Origin of the sequence: Streptomyces sp. ALI-76-A, from assembly GCF_030287445.1 — a bacterium.
Classification (GTDB): Bacteria; Actinomycetota; Actinomycetes; order Streptomycetales; family Streptomycetaceae; genus Streptomyces.
Genome location: NZ_JASVWB010000002.1, coordinates 2,599,874 through 2,618,015, shown reverse-complemented (window position 1 = coordinate 2,618,015; position 18,142 = coordinate 2,599,874). Strand labels below are relative to the sequence as shown.

At 72.6% G+C, this 18,142-nt stretch carries 17 protein-coding genes; 12 read left to right on the top strand and 5 right to left on the bottom strand.

Annotated elements, in window-relative coordinates; translation table 11 throughout:
• Nucleotides 1-115 precede the first annotated feature (115 nt).
• Nucleotides 116-973, bottom strand: coding sequence for a DUF4184 family protein (locus QQS16_RS12765; protein WP_286061752.1), 858 nt, complete (start codon nt 971-973; stop codon nt 116-118).
• A gap of 358 nt (nt 974-1,331) precedes the next feature.
• Between QQS16_RS12765 and QQS16_RS12760 the strand changes: the two genes are divergently transcribed.
• The 3 genes from QQS16_RS12760 (at nt 1,332) to pgfA (ending at nt 4,406) form a co-directional block, all read left to right on the top strand.
• The gene (locus tag QQS16_RS12760; RefSeq protein WP_286061751.1) at nt 1,332-3,110 is read left to right on the top strand and encodes a lytic transglycosylase domain-containing protein; all 1,779 of its coding nucleotides are present in this window, start codon (nt 1,332-1,334) and stop codon (nt 3,108-3,110) included.
• Between the two features lie 153 nt (nt 3,111-3,263).
• Nucleotides 3,264-3,398 (top strand): SPW_0924 family protein, encoded by a 135-nt coding sequence (locus QQS16_RS12755; protein ID WP_286066304.1) that lies wholly within the window; start codon nt 3,264-3,266, stop codon nt 3,396-3,398.
• 21 nt (nt 3,399-3,419) lie between these two features.
• Nucleotides 3,420-4,406, top strand: coding sequence for a cell envelope lipid trafficking protein PgfA (gene pgfA / locus QQS16_RS12750; RefSeq protein ID WP_286061750.1), 987 nt, complete (start codon nt 3,420-3,422; stop codon nt 4,404-4,406).
• Here the strand turns inward: pgfA and hrpB are convergent.
• Together hrpB and QQS16_RS12740 are read right to left on the bottom strand one after the other, a co-directional pair.
• On the bottom strand, nt 4,396-6,909 hold the full coding sequence (hrpB, locus tag QQS16_RS12745; protein WP_286061749.1) for an ATP-dependent helicase HrpB: 2,514 nt from the start codon (nt 6,907-6,909) through the stop codon (nt 4,396-4,398). The two genes, pgfA and hrpB, sit on opposite strands and share 11 nt — an antisense overlap.
• 136 nt (nt 6,910-7,045) lie before the next feature.
• Complete coding sequence (locus QQS16_RS12740) at nt 7,046-7,855, bottom strand: class I SAM-dependent methyltransferase (protein ID WP_286066303.1); 810 nt, start codon at nt 7,853-7,855, stop codon at nt 7,046-7,048.
• Nucleotides 7,856-8,232: 377 nt separating this feature from the next.
• On the opposite strand from QQS16_RS12740, the gene rpsA reads away from it, so the two are divergent.
• The 4 genes from rpsA to QQS16_RS12720 all read left to right on the top strand — a co-directional run bounded on the left by rpsA (nt 8,233) and on the right by QQS16_RS12720 (nt 12,066).
• A complete protein-coding gene (rpsA, locus tag QQS16_RS12735; protein ID WP_286061748.1) occupies nt 8,233-9,738 on the top strand; it encodes a 30S ribosomal protein S1 in 1,506 nt (501 codons plus the stop codon).
• A gap of 283 nt (nt 9,739-10,021) precedes the next feature.
• Complete coding sequence (locus tag QQS16_RS12730; protein WP_286061747.1) at nt 10,022-10,960, top strand: PAC2 family protein; 939 nt, start codon at nt 10,022-10,024, stop codon at nt 10,958-10,960.
• Nucleotides 10,961-11,017: 57 nt separating this feature from the next.
• Nucleotides 11,018-11,635, top strand: a complete 618-nt coding sequence (gene coaE / locus QQS16_RS12725) for a dephospho-CoA kinase (protein ID WP_286061746.1) — start codon at nt 11,018-11,020, stop codon at nt 11,633-11,635.
• Between the two features lie 50 nt (nt 11,636-11,685).
• A complete protein-coding gene (locus QQS16_RS12720) occupies nt 11,686-12,066 on the top strand; it encodes a tetratricopeptide repeat protein (protein WP_286061745.1) in 381 nt (126 codons plus the stop codon).
• A gap of 92 nt (nt 12,067-12,158) precedes the next feature.
• On the opposite strand, the gene QQS16_RS12715 is transcribed toward QQS16_RS12720, so the two are convergent.
• Nucleotides 12,159-12,425, bottom strand: coding sequence for a DUF6343 family protein (locus QQS16_RS12715; protein WP_286061744.1), 267 nt, complete (start codon nt 12,423-12,425; stop codon nt 12,159-12,161).
• 76 nt (nt 12,426-12,501) lie between these two features.
• Here QQS16_RS12715 and QQS16_RS12710 point away from each other — a divergent pair, with 76 nt between their 5' ends.
• From QQS16_RS12710 to QQS16_RS12700, 3 genes are all read left to right on the top strand, one after another.
• Nucleotides 12,502-13,401: an acyltransferase domain-containing protein gene (locus QQS16_RS12710; protein ID WP_286061743.1), complete on the top strand. Its 900-nt coding sequence runs from the start codon at nt 12,502-12,504 to the stop codon at nt 13,399-13,401.
• Between the two features lie 62 nt (nt 13,402-13,463).
• Nucleotides 13,464-14,156 (top strand): class I SAM-dependent methyltransferase, encoded by a 693-nt coding sequence (locus tag QQS16_RS12705; protein WP_286061742.1) that lies wholly within the window; start codon nt 13,464-13,466, stop codon nt 14,154-14,156.
• A gap of 106 nt (nt 14,157-14,262) precedes the next feature.
• Nucleotides 14,263-14,718 (top strand): DoxX family protein, encoded by a 456-nt coding sequence (locus QQS16_RS12700; protein WP_286061741.1) that lies wholly within the window; start codon nt 14,263-14,265, stop codon nt 14,716-14,718.
• Between the two features lie 160 nt (nt 14,719-14,878).
• Here QQS16_RS12700 and QQS16_RS12695 read toward each other — a convergent pair whose 3' ends face one another.
• A complete protein-coding gene (locus QQS16_RS12695) occupies nt 14,879-15,325 on the bottom strand; it encodes an RNA-binding S4 domain-containing protein (RefSeq protein ID WP_502963903.1) in 447 nt (148 codons plus the stop codon).
• Nucleotides 15,326-15,796: 471 nt separating this feature from the next.
• Between QQS16_RS12695 and QQS16_RS12690 the strand changes: the two genes are divergently transcribed.
• Together QQS16_RS12690 and QQS16_RS12685 are read left to right on the top strand one after the other, a co-directional pair.
• Nucleotides 15,797-16,528, top strand: a complete 732-nt coding sequence (locus tag QQS16_RS12690; protein ID WP_286061740.1) for a uracil-DNA glycosylase — start codon at nt 15,797-15,799, stop codon at nt 16,526-16,528.
• A 9-nt stretch (nt 16,529-16,537) separates the two neighbouring features.
• Nucleotides 16,538-17,563, top strand: coding sequence for an alpha/beta fold hydrolase (locus QQS16_RS12685; RefSeq protein ID WP_286061739.1), 1,026 nt, complete (start codon nt 16,538-16,540; stop codon nt 17,561-17,563).
• Nucleotides 17,564-18,142 lie beyond the last annotated feature (579 nt).

The window sequence follows — 18,142 nt, the reverse complement described above, 5'->3', positions numbered from 1 at the left end:
GCCGCCGCCGCGGTGCCTTTCCATCCGGGGACGGCGTTCCGTGGGCGGCTCACCTCGGCGCTCGCCGTGGTGTCACGGTGGCGGCCGCTGCGCGCCCGCGCCGTGCTCACCGGTGTCACCGAGCGGCCGGCCGGCTCCGCTCCTCGGACCCTACGTCCGCCTCGCGGATGACCCGGGCCGGACGCCACAGCCTGACGCCGACGGCGTACAGCAGTACGCCCAGCACAAGTCCCGCCCCCCCACCGAAGCAGAGCGTCGGGATCAGTTCCCAGGGCTTCGCGGTGGAGCCCCAGTAGTCCCACCACCGCGTCGCCCGCTGCGTCGCCGCGAGGACCGCGCAGCCGCCGATCACGATCCCGGCCCACCACCGGTCCCGCACCGACAGCAGCGGAACCCCCACCGCCGGAGCCGTCGCGGGCGCGCGCCGCAGCGCGCGGGTCACGAACACCGCTATCCCGAGGGCGGCGACCGCCGAACCGCCGTACTGGAGGTACCAGTACAGAGGGAAGCCCGCCAGGTGCTCGCCCAGCACGGGAAACAGCCGCATGCCCCACCGGTCGAGGTGGGTGAACGCGTCCCACACGACGTGGGTCAGCGCCCCGAGCACGGCGGACACGTACCACCACAGCACCGAGGACGGCCGTACACGCGCGCGGGGCGCCCCGCAGCGCAGGAGTGCCGCCACCCTGCCCTGCCGGGCCCGCGGCAGCAGGGCGACCAGTGGTTCGCGCACCAGCAGCCACAGTGCGACCAATGCCCAGGCGACCAGCACGTCGACCGTGAGGACACCCGGGAAGGAATGGGTCACCTCGCCGAACTCCATGGCCCCGGACGCCGCACTCGCCGCGTAGTAGGTCATGTCGGGCGCGAAGGAACCCGCCACGAGCACGGCCGGCACGAGTTGCCCACGGCCGCTTCCGTCGCTGCGCACGGCGGGCAGAACGGCCGCGGCATGGCTCAGAGTGAACGGCAACGGGGCTCCTCGCGACAGGTGTTGGCAGGGGCCGGGAGGCCCGGTGATCGGCGAAGCCCAGTATGCGTGACATGGCCCGCCGCGAGCGGGGCACGATCACACATGGCCAACTGGTGAAAACCGGGCGCGAACGGGTGCCCGCGCAAAGGAAGTTGTCGTAGGGTCGCCTGGGTCGCCGCGCGGGCGGCACGGCCGAACACACGAACAGGGCACATAACGGCGTGACAGTGCATATAACGGCGTGACGGAGCAGACGCAGGCGTGACGGGGGCAACCCGCACCGCGGGTCGTTCGTCACAACAGAGCGAGACCGACAGGCAGAGACGGGCGCTGGGGCGTCCACGGGAGGATTCACTCTATGGCGGCGCAATTCGGCAGGAGGCTGTGCAAGGGGGCGGCAACCACCGCCGTGGCCGCGGTCGCGGTCGCGGCCCTGTCCGCCTCTCAGGCTCCGGGGGTGACGGCCGACGACCAGAGCCGACCGGCCACCACCGGCGCCGAGACCTCACCCGATGTGACCGCCGACGACGGCGCGACCGACTCGCAGTACTACACGGACCTGCCGCCGCTCAACACGCCCAGCCCCTCGCCGACCGTCGGCACCCCCAGCTCCCCGGGGACGGGCGAGGCGGGCATCCCCGCGACCGTCCTGGACGCGTACAAGAAGGCCGCGGCCGAGTTGCAGGCGTCCAAGCCCGGCTGCAACCTGCCCTGGGAACTCCTCGCCGCCATCGGCTGGGTCGAGTCGGGCCAGGCCCGCGGCGGCAAGGTCACCGCGGACGGCACCACCATCTCCCCGATCCTCGGCCCGCAGCTCGACGGCAACGGCTTCGCGCTGATCAAGGACACCGACAACGGCGCGTACGACGGCAACAGCACGTACGACCAGGCCGTCGGCCCCATGCAGTTCATCCCGTCCACCTGGGCGTGGGCGGGCCGCGACGGCAACGGCGACGGCGTCAAGAACCCCAACAACGTCTACGACGCCGCGCTCGCGGCCGGCCACTACCTGTGCCGCTTCGGCTGGGACCTGTCCACCCCGTCCGACCGCGAGCGGGCGATCCTCAGCTACAACAACTCGCGGGAGTACCTGAACACGGTCCTGTCGTGGCTGGAGTTCTACCGCGAGGGCACCCACGAGATCCCCGACGGCACCGGCAGCCTGCCCGTCGGCCGCACCGGCGGCGACACCCCGCCGGCCACCCGGCCGTCGTCGCCGGCCACGACCAGGCCCGGCACACCCGGCACACCCGGCAAGCCCGGCAAGCCGGCCAAGCCCAGCAAGCCCGGCGGCGGCTCCCAGAGTCCCACCCCGCCCCCGCCGGTCACCCCGCCCCCGTCGACCACGCCGCCTCCCACCGCCCCCCAGACCCCCACCGACACGGTGGACCACCTGGAGGACGCGGGCACCGCCAAGCTCACCGCGACGGCCGGGGAGACGTTCGCCAAGAGGATCAGCACCCGCGCCGAGACCAAGGCCGGCGAGGCCGTCGCCAAGGTCCGGGTCCGCTTCACGATCGCCGGCGCTACCGACGCCACCTTCACCAACGGCGAGAGCGTGGCCACGATCGTCACCAACGCCACCGGTGTGGCCGTCGCGCCCGCGCTCCGGGCGGGCGAGAAGACGGGCGGCTTCACCGTCCGCGCCACCGTCGTCGGCCGCACGGTCGACGGCGTCGACTACACGGCCACGGTCACCGAGCGCACCGCCGACGCCCTCACCCGCACCAGCGACACCGCGCTGACCTGCGTGGCAGGCGGCGAGTTCGCCGACCAGGTCGAGGTGAAGGCCACGGACAACGGCGAGGCCGCGGACAAGGTGGCGGCCACCGCCACCCTGATCACGTCGGCGCTCGACCCGGCCGAGAACGACAAGGGCCCCTACTTCAAGGACGCCGACGGCAAGGCCGTACGCACCCTCACGGGCCTGAGGACCGACGCCGACGGCCTGCTGAAGCTGCCGAAGCTGTACGCCGACGACGCCGCCGGCACGTACCTGCTCCGCATCACCACCGCGGGCGGCGCGGCGCTCGACGTGCGGCTGACCGTAGCGGCGGCCGAGACGCCGGCGCCGAGCCCGTCGGCGGACTCGTCGCAGAGCCCGTCCACGAGCCCGTCGACGAGTCCCTCCGCGTAGCGGTTCCCGGCACACACGGCGGCGGCGCCCCTCCCACGGAGGGGCGCCGCCGCCGTGTGTGCCGCCGTCGTGCGCGACCTGTTCTCATCTCGCCCGCCCGTTGCTACGGTGCCGGACCTGACGATGTATCAGCTCCAGTTCCCGGAGGCAGGCATGCGCGCCCTGATCGCCGCCGTGACCGGTCTCGCCGTCGCGCTCGCCCTGGTCCTCACGATCACGGCCATGGGCTCGCCGACGGGAAGGACGTCCCCGAAACCGCTGCTGACGACGGTGCCCGCACATCCGTAACCACCCGGGAGGGAGGCCGAGATGCGCCGCAAGGCCAGCCTGATCCTGCTCGCCCTCGCCGTGTTCTTCGCGGCGTTGTCCCCACTGCTGCGCTGGTACGCCTACCCCCGCCTCGCCAAGGTCCCGGCGCACCATTACCAGGACATGGTCCTGGAGGCGAGGGACGCCACCCTGCTCGACTACGGCACGATGAAGGCCGAGAAGGTCCCCAAGGTCACCATCGTGCAGACCCTGAAGGGCAACGTCGAGGCCTCCGAGCGGATCGAGAAGACGGCCGGCCGGGACGTCGTCGTCTGGGACGGCCTGTCGTACGTCCAGGGCCCCGACGGCAAGATGGTCTCCGAGATCCCCGAGCGGTACATCTTCGACGCCCACACCCAGGAACCCGTCCACGCCGACGGCGAGATGGTCGACGGCGACCCGGTCGAACGGCAGGGCATCGAGTTCAAGTGGCCGTTCCTGACGGAGAAACGGGACTACGAGTACTTCGACGCGCAGGCCCGTGTGACGGCCCCCATCCACTACCGGGGCACCCAGGACTTCCGGGGCGTCGAGGTCTACTACTTCGAGCAGACCATCCCCTGGACCAAGGTGCCGTTCCCCAAGACGCTGCCCGTCGAGGGCATCACCCCGGAGACGATCGCCGAGACCGGCACGACCCGCTGGTACACCACGGTCCGCAAGTTCTGGGTCGAACCCCTGACCGGCGCGCCCGTCTACGGCGAGGAGATCCACCGGGAGGAACTGCGCGGCGGCACCCTCCTCGGCGACCGCGACAAGGTGACGGCGTTCGCCGGGCACGTGAAGATGCGCGAGGACTACATCGACCACACCGTCGACCTGGTCACGTCCAACCGCACCCTGATCCTGCTGCTGACGTCGTACCTCCCCTGGGGCTTCCTCGTCCTCGGCGCCGTGCTGCTGTCCCTCTCCCTCTACCTGGAGGCCCGCGGCCGCCGCGACCCGGCCCCCGCCCCGACCACGGAACCGGAGCCGGTCACCGCCTGAGCCGGGCGTTGGTGTACCGCGTCGGCTCCGCGGACGCCGGGTCCTCGGGCCACGGATGCCTCGGATACCGGCCGCGCAGCTCCGCCCGTACGTCCTTGTAGCCGTCCTTCCAGAAGGAGGCGAGGTCGGCGGTGACCGCGGCGGGCCGCCCGGCGGGGGAGAGCAGGTGGACGAGCAGCGGCACCCCCGCGACCCGGGGCGACTCCTGAAGCCCGAACATCTCCTGCAGCTTCACGGCCAGGACCGGCTGCTGGGGGTCGCCGTAGTCGATCCGGACCCTGGACCCGCTCGGTACGGCGATCCGCTCGGGCGCCAGCTCGTCGAGCCGGGCGGCGTCCCCGCGGGCCCAGGGAAGCAGGCGGCCGAGCCCCGCGCCGGCGTCGATCCGCGCGAGGTCGGCGCGCCGCCGGGCCCGGCCCAGCTCGGGCTCCAGCCACTCGTCCACGCGCGCGTGCAGCGCGTCGTCGGACACGTCGGGCCACGGCTCCCCGAGCCGCAGCCGCAGAAAGGCGAGCCGCTGCCGCAGGACGACCGCATCGGCCGGCCACCGCAGCAGCCCGAACCCCTCCTGCCGCAGCCCTTCGAGCAGCGCCTCCCGTACGAGCCCGGGGTCGGCGTCGCGCAGCGGACGCGCCGCCAGCTCCACGGCCCCCAGCCGCTCGACGCGCCGGGCGACGACGTCCCCGTCGGCCCAGCGCACCTCGTCCCGCACCCGCGCCAGGGACCCCGCCGCCAGCCGGGCGACCTCCTCGTCCACCACGGCCCCGAGCCGCACGCGCGCGTGCCCCTTGCCGACCGGCCGGTCGGCGACGGCCACGGCGATCCAGGAAGCCCCGCGCAGCCCCGTGGCGTCGCCGGTCTCGGCCCGGGTCCCGGAGACCATGAGATACGACCCGCCGTCGGCCCGGGCGACCCGCTCGGGGAACGCGAGAGCGGCGACGAGCCCGACCGCGCTGTCCTCACCGGCGGCCGCCCACGCGCCCGCCGGGTGGGCGGGGAACTCCGTGGCGACGGCCCGCAGCCGCCGCACCTCCGATCGCCACCGCGCCCCGTACGCGTCACTCCCGCGACGCGCCGTGCGCACGGCGGCCGTCAGATCGTCCCCGTACTCCCGGGGCGCCTCCTCGCTCAGCAGCGCGACCACCTCGGCGGCCCGCTCCGCACCCACCAGCGGCGCCGAGTCCAGCAGCGCCCGCCCCAACCGGGGATGCAGCCCGAGCCGGGCCAGCCGGCTTCCCCGCTCCGTGGCCCGCCCGTCGGCGTCGACCGCCCCCACGGCCGTCAGCACCGACCGGGCCGCCGCCATCGCCCCGCCCGGCGGCGGATCCAGCAGCGCCAGCCCGGACGCCTCCGGATCCCCCCAGCAGGCCGCCTGCAAGGCGAACGCCGTCAGGTCGGCCACTTTGATCTCCGGGGACGGGAAACGCGGCAGACGGGCGTCCTCGGCCTCCGTCCAGCACCGGTACACCGCCCCCGGCGCCTCCCGGCCGGCCCGCCCCGCCCGCTGCCGCCCCGCCGCCTGCGAGGCCCGTACCGTCGCCAGCGCGCTCAGCCCGCGCGCGTGGTCCACCCGCGGCTCCCGCGCCAGCCCCGAGTCGACGACCACCCGCACCCCGGGAACCGTCAGCGACGACTCGGCCACCGAGGTCGCCAGCACCACCCGGCGCCGCTCGGCGGGAGCCAGCACGGCGTCCTGCACGGCCGCCGGCGCCCGCCCGTGCACCTGGAGCACGTCCACCGCGCCGAGGCCGCCCAGCTGTCCGGCGACCCGCGCGATCTCCCCCACCCCCGGCAGGAAACACAGCACGTCCCCGTCCCGCTCGGCCAGCGCCCGCCGCACCACCGACGCCACATGCGTCAGCATGGCCGGATCGACCCGCATCCCGTGCGGCGGCCGGACCGGCCGCGTCGGCGGCGCCCACACCACCTCCACCGGATACGAGACACCCGCGGCCTCCACCACCGGCGCCCCGCCCAGCAGCCGCGCCCAGCCGGCCGCGTCCGTGGTGGCCGAAGCGGCCACCAGCCGCAGCTCCGGCCGCAGCGTCTCGCGCACGTCCCACAGGAACGCCGCCGCCGTGTCGGCGTCCAGGTGCCGCTCGTGGCACTCGTCCAGCACCACCACGTCGACCCCGGGCAGCTCCGGGTCCCGCTGCACCCGCTGCAACAGCACGCCTGTCGTGACGACCTCCACGCGCGCGCGGAGCCCGACCACCCGCTCCCCGCGGACGGTGAACCCGACGCTCTCGCCGACCTTCTCGCCCAGCAGCCACGCCATCCGGCGCGCCGCGGCGCGGGCCGCGATCCGCCGCGGCTCGGCGACGACCACCCGCCGCGCGGGCCCCTCGCCCAGCAGCCCCGCCAGCGCCAGCGGCACCAGCGTCGTCTTGCCGGTGCCGGGCGGCGCGACGAGCACGGCGGTGCCGTGGCCGTCCAAGGCGTCACGCAGCCCCGGCAGGGCACCGCGTACGGGAAGGGCTTCCAGAGCGTCGTAACGGATCACGCCCCCAGTGTCGTACGCCGGGCGAAGAGGCCCCACGCGCGCGTGCGTTCCGTCAGTACCGCTCAGCACCACCCGAAAAGCACCGCTCAGTGCCGCCCGAGGACCGCCGGCTCGGGCGAACGCCCGCTCGTTCGGGTCAGTCCCGCTCGCACACGAAGATCGCCGTCCCGGGGATCAGGTTCCCGCGCAACGGTGACCAGCCGCCCCACTCGGCGGTGTTCCAGGCCGGCCACTCCGGTTCGACCAGGTCGACCAGGCGGAACCCCCCGGCCACCACGTCACGCACCCGGTCACCCAGCGTCCGGTGGTGCTCGACGTACACCGCGCGGCCCTCGTCGTCCTGCTCGACGTAGGGCGTGCGGTCGAAGTACGAGGCGGCGACGGTCAGCCCCTCCGGGCCGGGCTCGTCCGGGAAGGCCCAGCGGATCGGATGCGTCACCGAGAAGACGAAACGGCCGCCGGGACGCAGCGTCCGGCGCACCTCCTTGAGGACCAGCACCGGGTCGGCGACGAAGGGCAGCGCCCCGTACGCCGAGCAGGCCAGGTCGAAGGAGCCGTCCGCGAAGGGCAGCGCGCCCGCGTCGGCGCACACCAGGGGGAAGGGCCCGCCGATGCGCAGGGCGTGCTGGAGCTGGCGGTGGGAGATGTCCAGGGCGACCGGACGGGCTCCCTGCGCGGCCAACCAGCGCGCGCACTGCGCCGCGCCGGCGCCGATCTCCAGGACGCGTTTGTCCTTCAGTTCCTCCGGCGGGCCGAGCAGCTCGGCCTCCACCTCGTCGAGGCCCTCGGGACCCCACACGAAACGGTCGTCCCCGAGGAACGTGCCGTGCTCGACCTGGTACTCGTCCGCGTTGCGGTCCCACCAGCCCCGGTTGGCCCGGGAACTCTCGGTGACATCGGCCGCACGCCGGGTGACTTCCGGCTCGGACGCTTCGGGCTCTTGGATGACCGGCTCCCTCGTATTAGTCTGCGGGCTCTTCCGTCCGACCTGCCGCGGTGGACGTCACGAATGGGGCGCCGCCGGGCCCGCGTAGCCTCGCGAGACAGGTTTTGTGCCGGGTATGCGGCGATCCGCCCCGGGTGGGTGCCTTCGCGCATTGACCCTGCCCGGCTGCCCCCGTATGCTACAAGTTGCGCTGCGGGCCTGCGCTCCTCAGACGTAGCAGGCTGCGCTCGCATCTGTTGTATGTCCCCTCGGTTGTCGAGGCGCCACCAGTGGTTTTGTGTGGCGCTTCCTTGGCTGTCCGGCTTCTTCAGAGCGAAACGGGCTCCCGGCGTAAGCAGTACCTACGACTCACTGTCCGTACCGGAGCCCTTTCCCACATGACGAGCAGCACCGAGACCACCTCTACCACTCCGCAGGTAGCGGTCAACGACATCGGTAACGAGGAAGCCTTCCTCGCCGCGATCGACGAGACGATCAAGTACTTCAACGACGGCGACATCGTCGACGGCGTCATCGTGAAGGTCGACCGGGACGAGGTCCTGCTCGACATCGGTTACAAGACCGAAGGTGTCATCCCGAGCCGCGAGCTCTCGATCAAGCACGACGTCGACCCCAACGAGGTCGTCGCCGTCGGTGACGAGATCGAAGCCCTTGTTCTCCAGAAGGAGGACAAGGAAGGCCGCCTGATCCTCTCGAAGAAGCGCGCCCAGTACGAGCGCGCCTGGGGCACCATCGAGAAGATCAAGGAAGAGGACGGCATCGTCACCGGTACCGTCATCGAGGTCGTCAAGGGTGGTCTCATCCTCGACATCGGCCTCCGTGGCTTCCTGCCGGCTTCCCTCGTCGAGATGCGCCGTGTCCGCGACCTCCAGCCCTACGTGGGCAAGGAGCTCGAGGCCAAGATCATCGAGCTGGACAAGAACCGCAACAACGTGGTCCTGTCCCGCCGTGCCTGGCTCGAGCAGACCCAGTCCGAGGTCCGCCAGACCTTCCTCACGACCCTCCAGAAGGGTCAGGTCCGTTCCGGCGTCGTCTCCTCGATCGTCAACTTCGGTGCCTTCGTGGACCTGGGTGGCGTCGACGGACTGGTCCACGTCTCGGAGCTCTCCTGGAAGCACATCGACCACCCCTCCGAGGTTGTCGAGGTCGGCCAGGAAGTCACCGTCGAGGTCCTCGACGTCGACATGGACCGCGAGCGTGTCTCCCTGTCGCTGAAGGCGACCCAGGAAGACCCGTGGCAGCAGTTCGCCCGGACCCACCAGATCGGCCAGGTCGTGCCCGGCAAGGTCACGAAGCTGGTTCCGTTCGGTGCGTTCGTCCGCGTGGACGAGGGCATCGAGGGTCTGGTCCACATCTCCGAGCTGGCCGAGCGCCACGTGGAGATCCCGGAGCAGGTCGTCCAGGTCAACGACGAGATCTTCGTCAAGGTCATCGACATCGACCTCGAGCGTCGCCGGATCTCGCTGTCCCTCAAGCAGGCCAACGAGTCCTTCGGCTCCGACCCGGCCTCGGTCGAGTTCGACCCGACGCTGTACGGCATGGCCGCGTCGTACGACGACCAGGGCAACTACATCTACCCCGAGGGCTTCGACCCCGAGACCAACGACTGGCTCGAGGGGTACGAGAAGCAGCGCGAGGAGTGGGAGCGCCAGTACGCCGAGGCGCAGTCCCGCTTCGAGCAGCACCAGCAGCAGGTCATCAAGTCCCGCGAAGCGGACGAGAAGGCCGCTGCCGAGGGTACCGACGTCGCGGGTCCGGCTCCGGCCGCGTCCGGTGGCGGCGGCGGTTCGTACTCCTCCGAGGGCGCCGACACCTCTGGTGCGCTGGCCTCGGACGAGGCGCTTGCCGCGCTGCGCGAGAAGCTGGCCGGCGGCCAGAGCTGAACACCGCTTGCCGCTGAGGCTTAGCCGCTAGCTGAAGGGCCGTACCTTTCGAGGTACGGCCCTTCAGGGTTTTCCGGGGACCGGTCGTCGCTGACGGGTCGTCACCGAGCAGGCGGAGGTTCCCCGGTCGTGCACGCGCGACCGTGCTGCCCGCGCGCGGGCCGGTGACGCGCCGGCGCGGCGCAGGAAAAGCCCGGAGGAGGAGCCTGATCAGGGGCGCGGGCGGGAATGCCCACGTCCTGCGCCGCGTTGTGGAGTACGAACACGAGGAGGAGCGGTCACAGTGCTTGATCCGCAGGGTTTGTACGCATGGGAGCCGAAGGGCCTCGCCGTGGTCGACATGGCGCTCGCCCAGGAGTCGGCCGGACTTGTCATGCTCTACCACTTCGACGGATACATCGACGCGGGTGAGACCGGTGACCAGATCGTCGACCGGCTGCTCGACTCGCTGCCTCATCAGGTCGTCGCCCGCTTCGACCACGACCGGCTGGTCGACTACCGCGCCCGCCGCCCCCTGCTGACGTTCAAGCGCGACCGCTGGGCCGAGTACGAGGAGCCCACCCTCGAGGTGCGGCTGGTGCAGGACGCCACCGGAGCGCCCTTCCTGCTGCTGTCGGGCCCCGAGCCGGACGTGGAGTGGGAGCGATTCGCCGCGGCGGTCCAGCAGATCGTGGAGCGGCTCGGCGTCCGCCTGTCGGTGAACTTCCACGGCATCCCCATGGGCGTCCCGCACACCCGCCCGGTGGGCCTCACCCCGCACGGCAACCGCAACGACCTCGTCCCCGGTCACCGCAGCCCCTTCGAGGAGGCCCAGGTGCCCGGCAGCGCCGAGTCCCTGGTCGAGTACCGCCTCATGGAGGCCGGCCACGAGGTCCTGGGTGTCGCCGCGCACGTGCCGCACTACATCGCCCGCTCCCCGTACCCTGACGCGGCACTGACCGTCCTGGAGGCCATCACGGCGGCGACCGGTCTGGTCCTGCCGGGCATCGCGCACGCCCTGCGCACGGACGCCCACCGCACGCAGACCGAGATCGACCGGCAGATCCAGGAGGGCGACGAGGACCTCGTCGCGCTCGTGCAGGGCCTCGAGCACCAGTACGACGCCGCCGCGGGTGGCGAGACCCGCGGCAACATGCTCGCCGAGCCCGTCGAGATCCCCTCGGCGGACGAGATCGGCCGCGAGTTCGAGCGGTTCCTGGCGGAGCGGGAGGGCGACGGCTGAGTCCCGCCGCACGTCCCGCCGGGACCGCTGTCAGTGGCAGGCCCTAAGCTTCGGCTCATGCTGAAAGTGGGCCTGACCGGCGGTATCGGTGCCGGAAAGAGCGAGGTGTCGCGGCTGCTCGTGGAGTGCGGCGCGGTATTGATCGATGCCGACCGGATCGCACGGGAGGTCGTCGCGCCCGGGACGCCCGGCCTCGCCTCGGTCGTCGAGGCGTTCGGCCCGGACATCCTGACGGCCGACGGCAGCCTGGACCGGCCCCGGCTCGGCTCGATCGTCTTCGCCGACCCCGACAAGCTCGCCGTCCTGAACGGGATCGTCCATCCGTTGGTGGGCGCCCGCTCCCGCGAACTGGAGACCGCCGCCGCCGAGGACGCCGTCGTCGTCCACGACGTCCCGCTCCTCACGGAGAACGGCCTCGCCCCGCTGTACGACGTCGTGGTCGTCGTCGACGCGAGCCCCAAAACCCAGCTCGACCGCCTCGTCCGGCTGCGCGGCATGACCGAGGAGGACGCCCGCGCGCGCATGGCCGCCCAGGCGACCCGCGAGAAGCGCCTGGAGATCGCGGACATCGTCATCGACAACGACGTACCCCTGGACGACCTGCGGCGACGCGTACGGGAGGTGTGGGCCGACCTGCTGCGCAGAGCCCACACGCCCCGGCCCCCTCAGGAATAGCGCTCCGCGGTCCGGGCGTTGAACCCCTGGAGTGAGGGAAGGACTGTGCCGTGGCCGAGACCAGTGGATCGACCGGACGTACTCCGGAGACGCATGTCATCGACTTCCGTGCCGCCGAGCAGTTGCTCGCCGCCCGGGACCCGCGGGGCGCGGTGAAGCTGCTCGACTCGGTGATCGCCGCCCACCCGGAGAACACCGCGGCCCGGCTGCTGCGCGCGCGGTCCTTCTTCGCCGCCGCGCAGCTCAGGCCCGCGGAGCTGGAGTTCACCATCGTGCTGGAGCGCGAGCCGGACAACGCGTTCGCGCACTTCGCGCTCGCCCGGACCTATGAGCGTCAGGGCCGGTCCGACGAGGCCCGGCGCCACTTCCGCCTGGCGGCCGCGCTGGATCCGAAGCCGGAGTTCCTGAAGGCGGCTCGCTTCGAGTCGTGAGGGCCGGGGGCGTCCGTGCCGGTCGGGACGGCTGGTGAGCCCTCGGTGGATGACCGTCGACCGGCGCCGGCCCGTGGTCTGACGGCGGCCGGCTAACGGTGCCGGTCCTCCGGGGGCTGGTACGGCGGGACGCCGGGGCCCGGCTGGTAGTGCGGGCCCTGGCGGATGTGCCTGGTGACGAGGGCCAGGTCGACCGTGATCACCAGCCACAGCGTCCCGCAGGCGATCGCCCAGCCGGGGCGCCCCGCCAGCGCGAACGCGGCCGTACCGACGGTCGCCCAGATCAGGCCCCACACACTCAGCCAGAACCGCGCTCGCAGCGCACTGCGCGCGGTCCTCGGTTCGCTGCCCGTACGCATCTGGATCACTCCTCCTCCGCGCAACGTACTCTTCGCAAGGGACGTCCACCAACGCGTCCGGACAAGGGGTCGCCACGTGCTTCCGGACGCCGATGAGCTGGCCGAGGTGCTGCTGGACCTGGCCGTCCCGCACGAGGACATCGACGAACTCGTCCGGATGGGCCGACGGGTCATGGACGATCCCGAGCTGCTGCGGTTCCTCGAGGCGTCGGTCGAGACGCTCGTCCGGGACATGGGAGAGATCCGCGGCACGGTCGACGTGCCCGAGCTCGACTGGGCGTCCGGCGCCCTGCGGCGCTGCTTCCCCGTGTACGTGTTCGTGGCGGCACTGCCCCACGCCCGGGCCCACCACCGGGAGCGCGGCATCCCCGCCGACGTCTCCCGGCGCACCCTCGCCGACCTCGGCCGGAACATGGCCGTGTACCGCAGGCGGCACGGCCGGGCGGGCGTGGAGGCGCTGCGGTGGCTCACCCACCACTTCCGGGGCGAGCTCTACCAGCTCGGCCGACTGCAGTTCGAACGGGCGCGGCACGGGGAGCGTACGGCGCGGGCGCTCGCGGCGGCCGGACTGGACGTGGCCCTCGGCGCGCCCTGTCTGAACCTCCATGTCCCCGACTTCCTCGGCCCGCTGTCCCCGGCCGCCTGCGACCGCTCGCTGGCGCTGGCCGGGGAGTTCTTCGCGCGGTACTACCCGGAGGAGCGGTACCGGGCCGTGCTCTGCCACTCCTGGCTGCTCGACCCGCAGTTGAAGCGGTACCTGTCCGAGGACTCCAACATCGTCCGGTTCCAGGAGCGCTTCCGCGTCGCCCGCGAGGGCACGGAGCCGTCGGACATGGAACCGGTCCGGTTCGTGTTCGGGGACCCGGAGCTGGAGGTGGAGAGCCTGCCGCGGCGCACGTCCGTGGAGCGGGCCGTCGGTGACCATCTGCGGGCGGGCGGCCACTGGTACATGGGGCACGGCTGGTTTCCGCTGTAGCTCGGACGGGTGAATCCGGGCCGGACGGGAACGACCGTGCGGATACGGGCCGTTGGACCGGCATGGAGCTGAACACCCGAACGGGACACAAGGGGACGGGGCCCGGGGCGATCACCCCGGACGGCTGTGCGGTCGAGTTCTACTCCCGGCTGCCCGCGGGGCCCGAGCCGGACATCATCACCGCGGCCGTGCCGGCGGGGGCGCTCGTCCTGGAACTGGGCAGCGGTGTCGGGCGGATGACCCATCCCCTGCTGGAACGGGGCTTCCGGGTCACGGCGGTGGACGAGTCCCCCGAGATGCTGGAGCGCGTCCGCGGAGCGCGCACGATACGCAGCCCCATCGAGGATCTCCACCTGGGGGAGACGTTCGACGTGGTGCTGCTCGCGTCGTTCCTGGTCCACTCCGGAGACGTCCGGGTACGGCAGGGGCTGCTGGCCGCGTGCTCCCGTCATGTCGCGCGGGACGGCTGCGTGCTCATCCAGCGCGAGGGCGAGGACTACCACACGAACGTGCCGCGCGAGCGGGTCGACCCCAGCGGTTTCATCGTGCGGGTCGCCTCGTCCGAGCCGCTCGGCGACGGGGTCAACGAGGTGCGTGCGGAGTACGAGTTCCCGGACGCGACCTGGACCCAGACGTTCCGAGCCCGCCCGCTGACGACGCAGCAGTTCGAGGACGCGCTGGCCGAGGCGGGGCTGGAGGTGGACAGGTATCTGACGGAGGACCGGACCTGGGTGCGGGCCGTTCCCGCCCCGTAGGCCGTCGGGCGAGGGCGAGTTGCCGGGCGGACGGCGATGAGTTTCCGGACGCGGGTCGGTCTACCTCTGCGACAGCACCACGGACCGCTTCCCACAGGAGACCCCGATGTCCGAGACCGCCGCTCCCGTCCCCGCCGCTTCCTCCGGCACTGTCATCGCCGAGTCCTCGACCGCCCGTGATCGCCGTGCCCGGATCGCCCTGCGCGGCCTTCAGGTGCTGCTCGCCCTCTTCTACGTGATCGCGAGCGCGCTGCCCAAGCTGATCGCGCACCCCTCGGCCGCCGAGGGATTCGACGAGCTGGGCTGGGGCAGCGTCGGCATGTACGCCATCGGTGTCCTCGAACTGGCCGGGGGCATCGCGCTGTTGATCCCGGTGCTCCAGTCGGTGGCGGCCGTGGCGCTGAGCGCGCTGATGGTGGGCGCGTTCGTCGTGACGATCACCGCCTTCGACGGGGAGAACGCGGCGACACCGCTGATCCTGATCGTGCCGCTCGCCCTGATCGCCTGGGCCCGGCGGGACAGCAACGCTCAGCTGCTGCGGTTGGTGCGGCGACAGGGATGAACGGCTGGATGCCCGTGCTCCGCGGCTGTACGACGTTCGTACGGCGGTGGTGACGGCGGCGGTGGTGGTGTGCGGCCTGGCGCTTCGCCGGGGCCCCACCGCCACCGCCGTCGTCACGGTCGCTGTTCGCCCGCTCAGGCCGGGGGGCCGGCATCCACAGTCAGGATTCCTCGGGGCGGCCGCCTCCCAACAGTCCTCGCAGGCGTTCCAGTTCGCGGCGGTCGCGCTTGGTCGGGCGGCCCGCGCCGCGGTCCCGGATGCCGGCCGGGGCGACGGCCTCGCGGGGCGGAGGCGGCGGGCTGTTGTCGACGTAGCACTGGGCGGCGACCGGGGCACCGACCCGTTTGCGGATCAGCCGCTTGACGACGACGACCCGCTCCCAGCCCTCCTGCCGCACCCGCACCTCGTCGCCGACGCGCACGGAGTAGGCGGGCTTCACCCGCTCGCCGTTCACCCGGACATGGCCGCCCCGGCAGGCGGTGGCACCCATGGAGCGGGTCTTGACCAGCCGGACCGCCCAGATCCAGCTGTCGAGACGCACGGACTGGCCGTTCTGCGGACCGGCCGCCTCGGCGGCGGCCACGGCGGCGGCGACCTTGGGGTCCACGTCCTGGGGGTCGGCGGCCGGGCCGGCCGCTCCGGCACCGGGTGCTCCGGCGGCGGGTTCTTCGGCGCCGGTGGCGGGCGCGCGGGTGCTTTCGCCGTCCCGGTCGGCCTTGCTGGATCCGCCGGGGCCGTCGGACGCACGGGATGTGGCGGATGCGCGGGACCTGCCGGACCTGCCGGACCTGTCGGCCCCGCCGGATTTCGTGGGTCCGCTGTTCCTGCGGGAGCTGCCCGACCCGGTCGTTCCGGTTCCGGTCGCTCCGGTCGCTCCGGTCGCTCCGGTCGTCCCGGTCGGCTTCTCGTCGTCCGTGTGCTCCACAGCCATGCTTCCGACCTTAGTCCCCTCGGCCGGGCGGCTCAGGCGGGATTTCCGCGTGGATGTGCGGGCCGGGCCGCGGGCTCCCGGCTGGATCGGGGGTTCTCGGGTGGACCGGAGTGCGGGCGGAGCCCTGGGCTTTCGTACGGTGGAGGCATGGACACCAGCGGAGATTCCGGGCTTGTCGGGCTGGACGGGCGGATCGCCGGGTGCCGGGCCTGTCCCCGGCTGGTCGCCTGGCGCGAGGAGGTGGCCCGCACCAAGCGCGCCGCCTTCGCCGACTGGACGTACTGGGGCCGGCCGGTACCGGGCTTCGGCCCGTCAGACGCCCGGCTGCTGATCGTGGGCCTCGCCCCGGCCGCGCACGGCGGGAACCGCACCGGCCGGATGTTCACCGGCGACCGTTCCGGAGACGTGCTGTACGAGGCGCTGTACGACGTGGGCCTCGCCTCGCAGCCCACCTCGGTGACCCCCGACGACGGCCTGGAGCTGTACGGCGTGCGCGTCACCGCGCCCGTGCACTGCGCGCCGCCCGCGAACAAGCCCACCCCCGTGGAGCGGGACACCTGCCGGCCCTGGCTCGTCCAGGAGCTGAACCTGCTCCGGCCGACCCTGGCAGCCGTGGTCGTCCTGGGCGCCTTCGGCTGGCAGGCCGCGCTGCCGGCGTTCGCCGAGGCGGGCTGGAAGGTGCCCCGGCCCCGGCCCTCCTTCGCCCACGGCGCCCACGTGCCGCTCGACGGCCTGGACCTGTTCGGCTGCTTCCACGTCAGCCAGCGCAACACCTTCACCGGCCGGCTCACGCCCGCGATGCTGCGGGAGGTGCTGCGTACGGCGGCGGGGGCGGCGGGGCTGCCGACGGCCTCGTACGGGGAACGAGCCCTGCCCTAGGGTGCCGGGATGGCCCTTCATCCGGAGACCGAACCCCACGACCACGGCATGCTCGATGTCGGTGACGGCAACCGCGTCTACTGGGAGACCTGCGGCAACCCACGGGGCAAGCCCGCGCTGGTGCTGCACGGCGGGCCGGGGTCCGGCTGCACACCGTACTTCCGGCGGCTGTTCGATCCGGCCGCCTACCGGATCGTGCTGCTCGACCAGCGCGGGTGCGGGCGGTCCCGGCCGCACGCGAGCGCGTACGACACCGACATGAGTGTGAACACGACCGCTCATCTCATCGCGGACCTGGGGGCGCTGCGGCGGCACCTGGGGATCGAGCGATGGCTGGTGTGGGGCCTGTCGTTCGGGTCGGTGCTGGGACTGCGGTACGCGCAGACGCACCCGGGAGCCGTGTCGGAACTGGTGCTGACAGGCGTCGCGACCGGATCGAACGCCGAGGTGGCGTTGCTGACGAGAGGGCTGGGCAGGATCTTCCCTGAGGCCTTCCAAGCTTTCCACGCCTTCCAAGCGTTCGAAGGTTCGAAGACAGCCCAAGCAGCCCCCGCAGCCACTCCATTCCTGGCCGGATCGCCGGAGAGGGAGCGGTCCGGCAACCTCGCCGCCGCCTACAACCGGCTGATCGAGTCGCCCGATCCACGGGTACGGGAGCGGGCGGCCCGGGCGTGGACGGACTGGGAGACGGCCACGATTCCCGCGCCACCGCGGTCGGTCGAGCGGTTCGAGGACCCGGTGTTCCGGCTGGGCTTCGCCCGGACGGTCACGCACTACTTCGCCAACGACCACTTCCTCGGCGAGGGCAACGACGAAGGCGTCGTACTGCGGGACGCGGCCCTCCTGAAGGACATCCCCGGGACGCTCGTCCAGGGCAGCCTCGACTTCGGCAACCTCCTGGGCACGGTCTGGCGGCTGCACCACGCCTGGGCGGGCAGCGAGTTGGTGATCGTGGACGAGGCGGGACACGATGCCGGGGCGCCGGGGATGGCGCGGGCGCTCGTGGCGGCGACGGACAAGTACGCGACCCGCTGACGACCCCTGCTCCGGGACGACGGCCGTCGCCGTGGCCGGGGCTGCCGGGGCTGTCGGGACCGGGGCCGCTGCGGGGACCATCGGGACCGCCTGGGCTGTCCGGACCACCGGACCACCGGGACCGTGGGAACCACGGGGACCACCTGGGCCGGCGGGCCACTGGGACCGCCCGTACCACCGGAACCGTCTGGGCCGCCGGGACACCGTGGGCCGCCTCACGGAGGTCGCCGGCGCGCTCGCAACGGCCGCGATGCAGGCGGGCCATGGCGTGCTCGCGGCGCGGGGGGAGTGGGTGGTCGAACGAGAAGCGATTGCTGGCGCGGGGGGAGTGGGTGGCCGAACCAGAAGCGATTGCTGGCGCGGTAGGAGTGGGTGGCCGAACGAGAAGCGATTGCTGGCGCGGGGGAGTGGGTGGCCGAACGAGAAGCGATTGCCGGCTCGGGAGGAGTGGGTGGCGAAAGCGAAGCGGTTGTCGGAGCGGGCGGGGTTGCGGGGTGTCGACGGCGTCCTGGGACAGGTCACGCCTCCGGGCACGCTTCGCGTCGACACCGGTGCGGATGGAGTTGCGTTCATAACGAA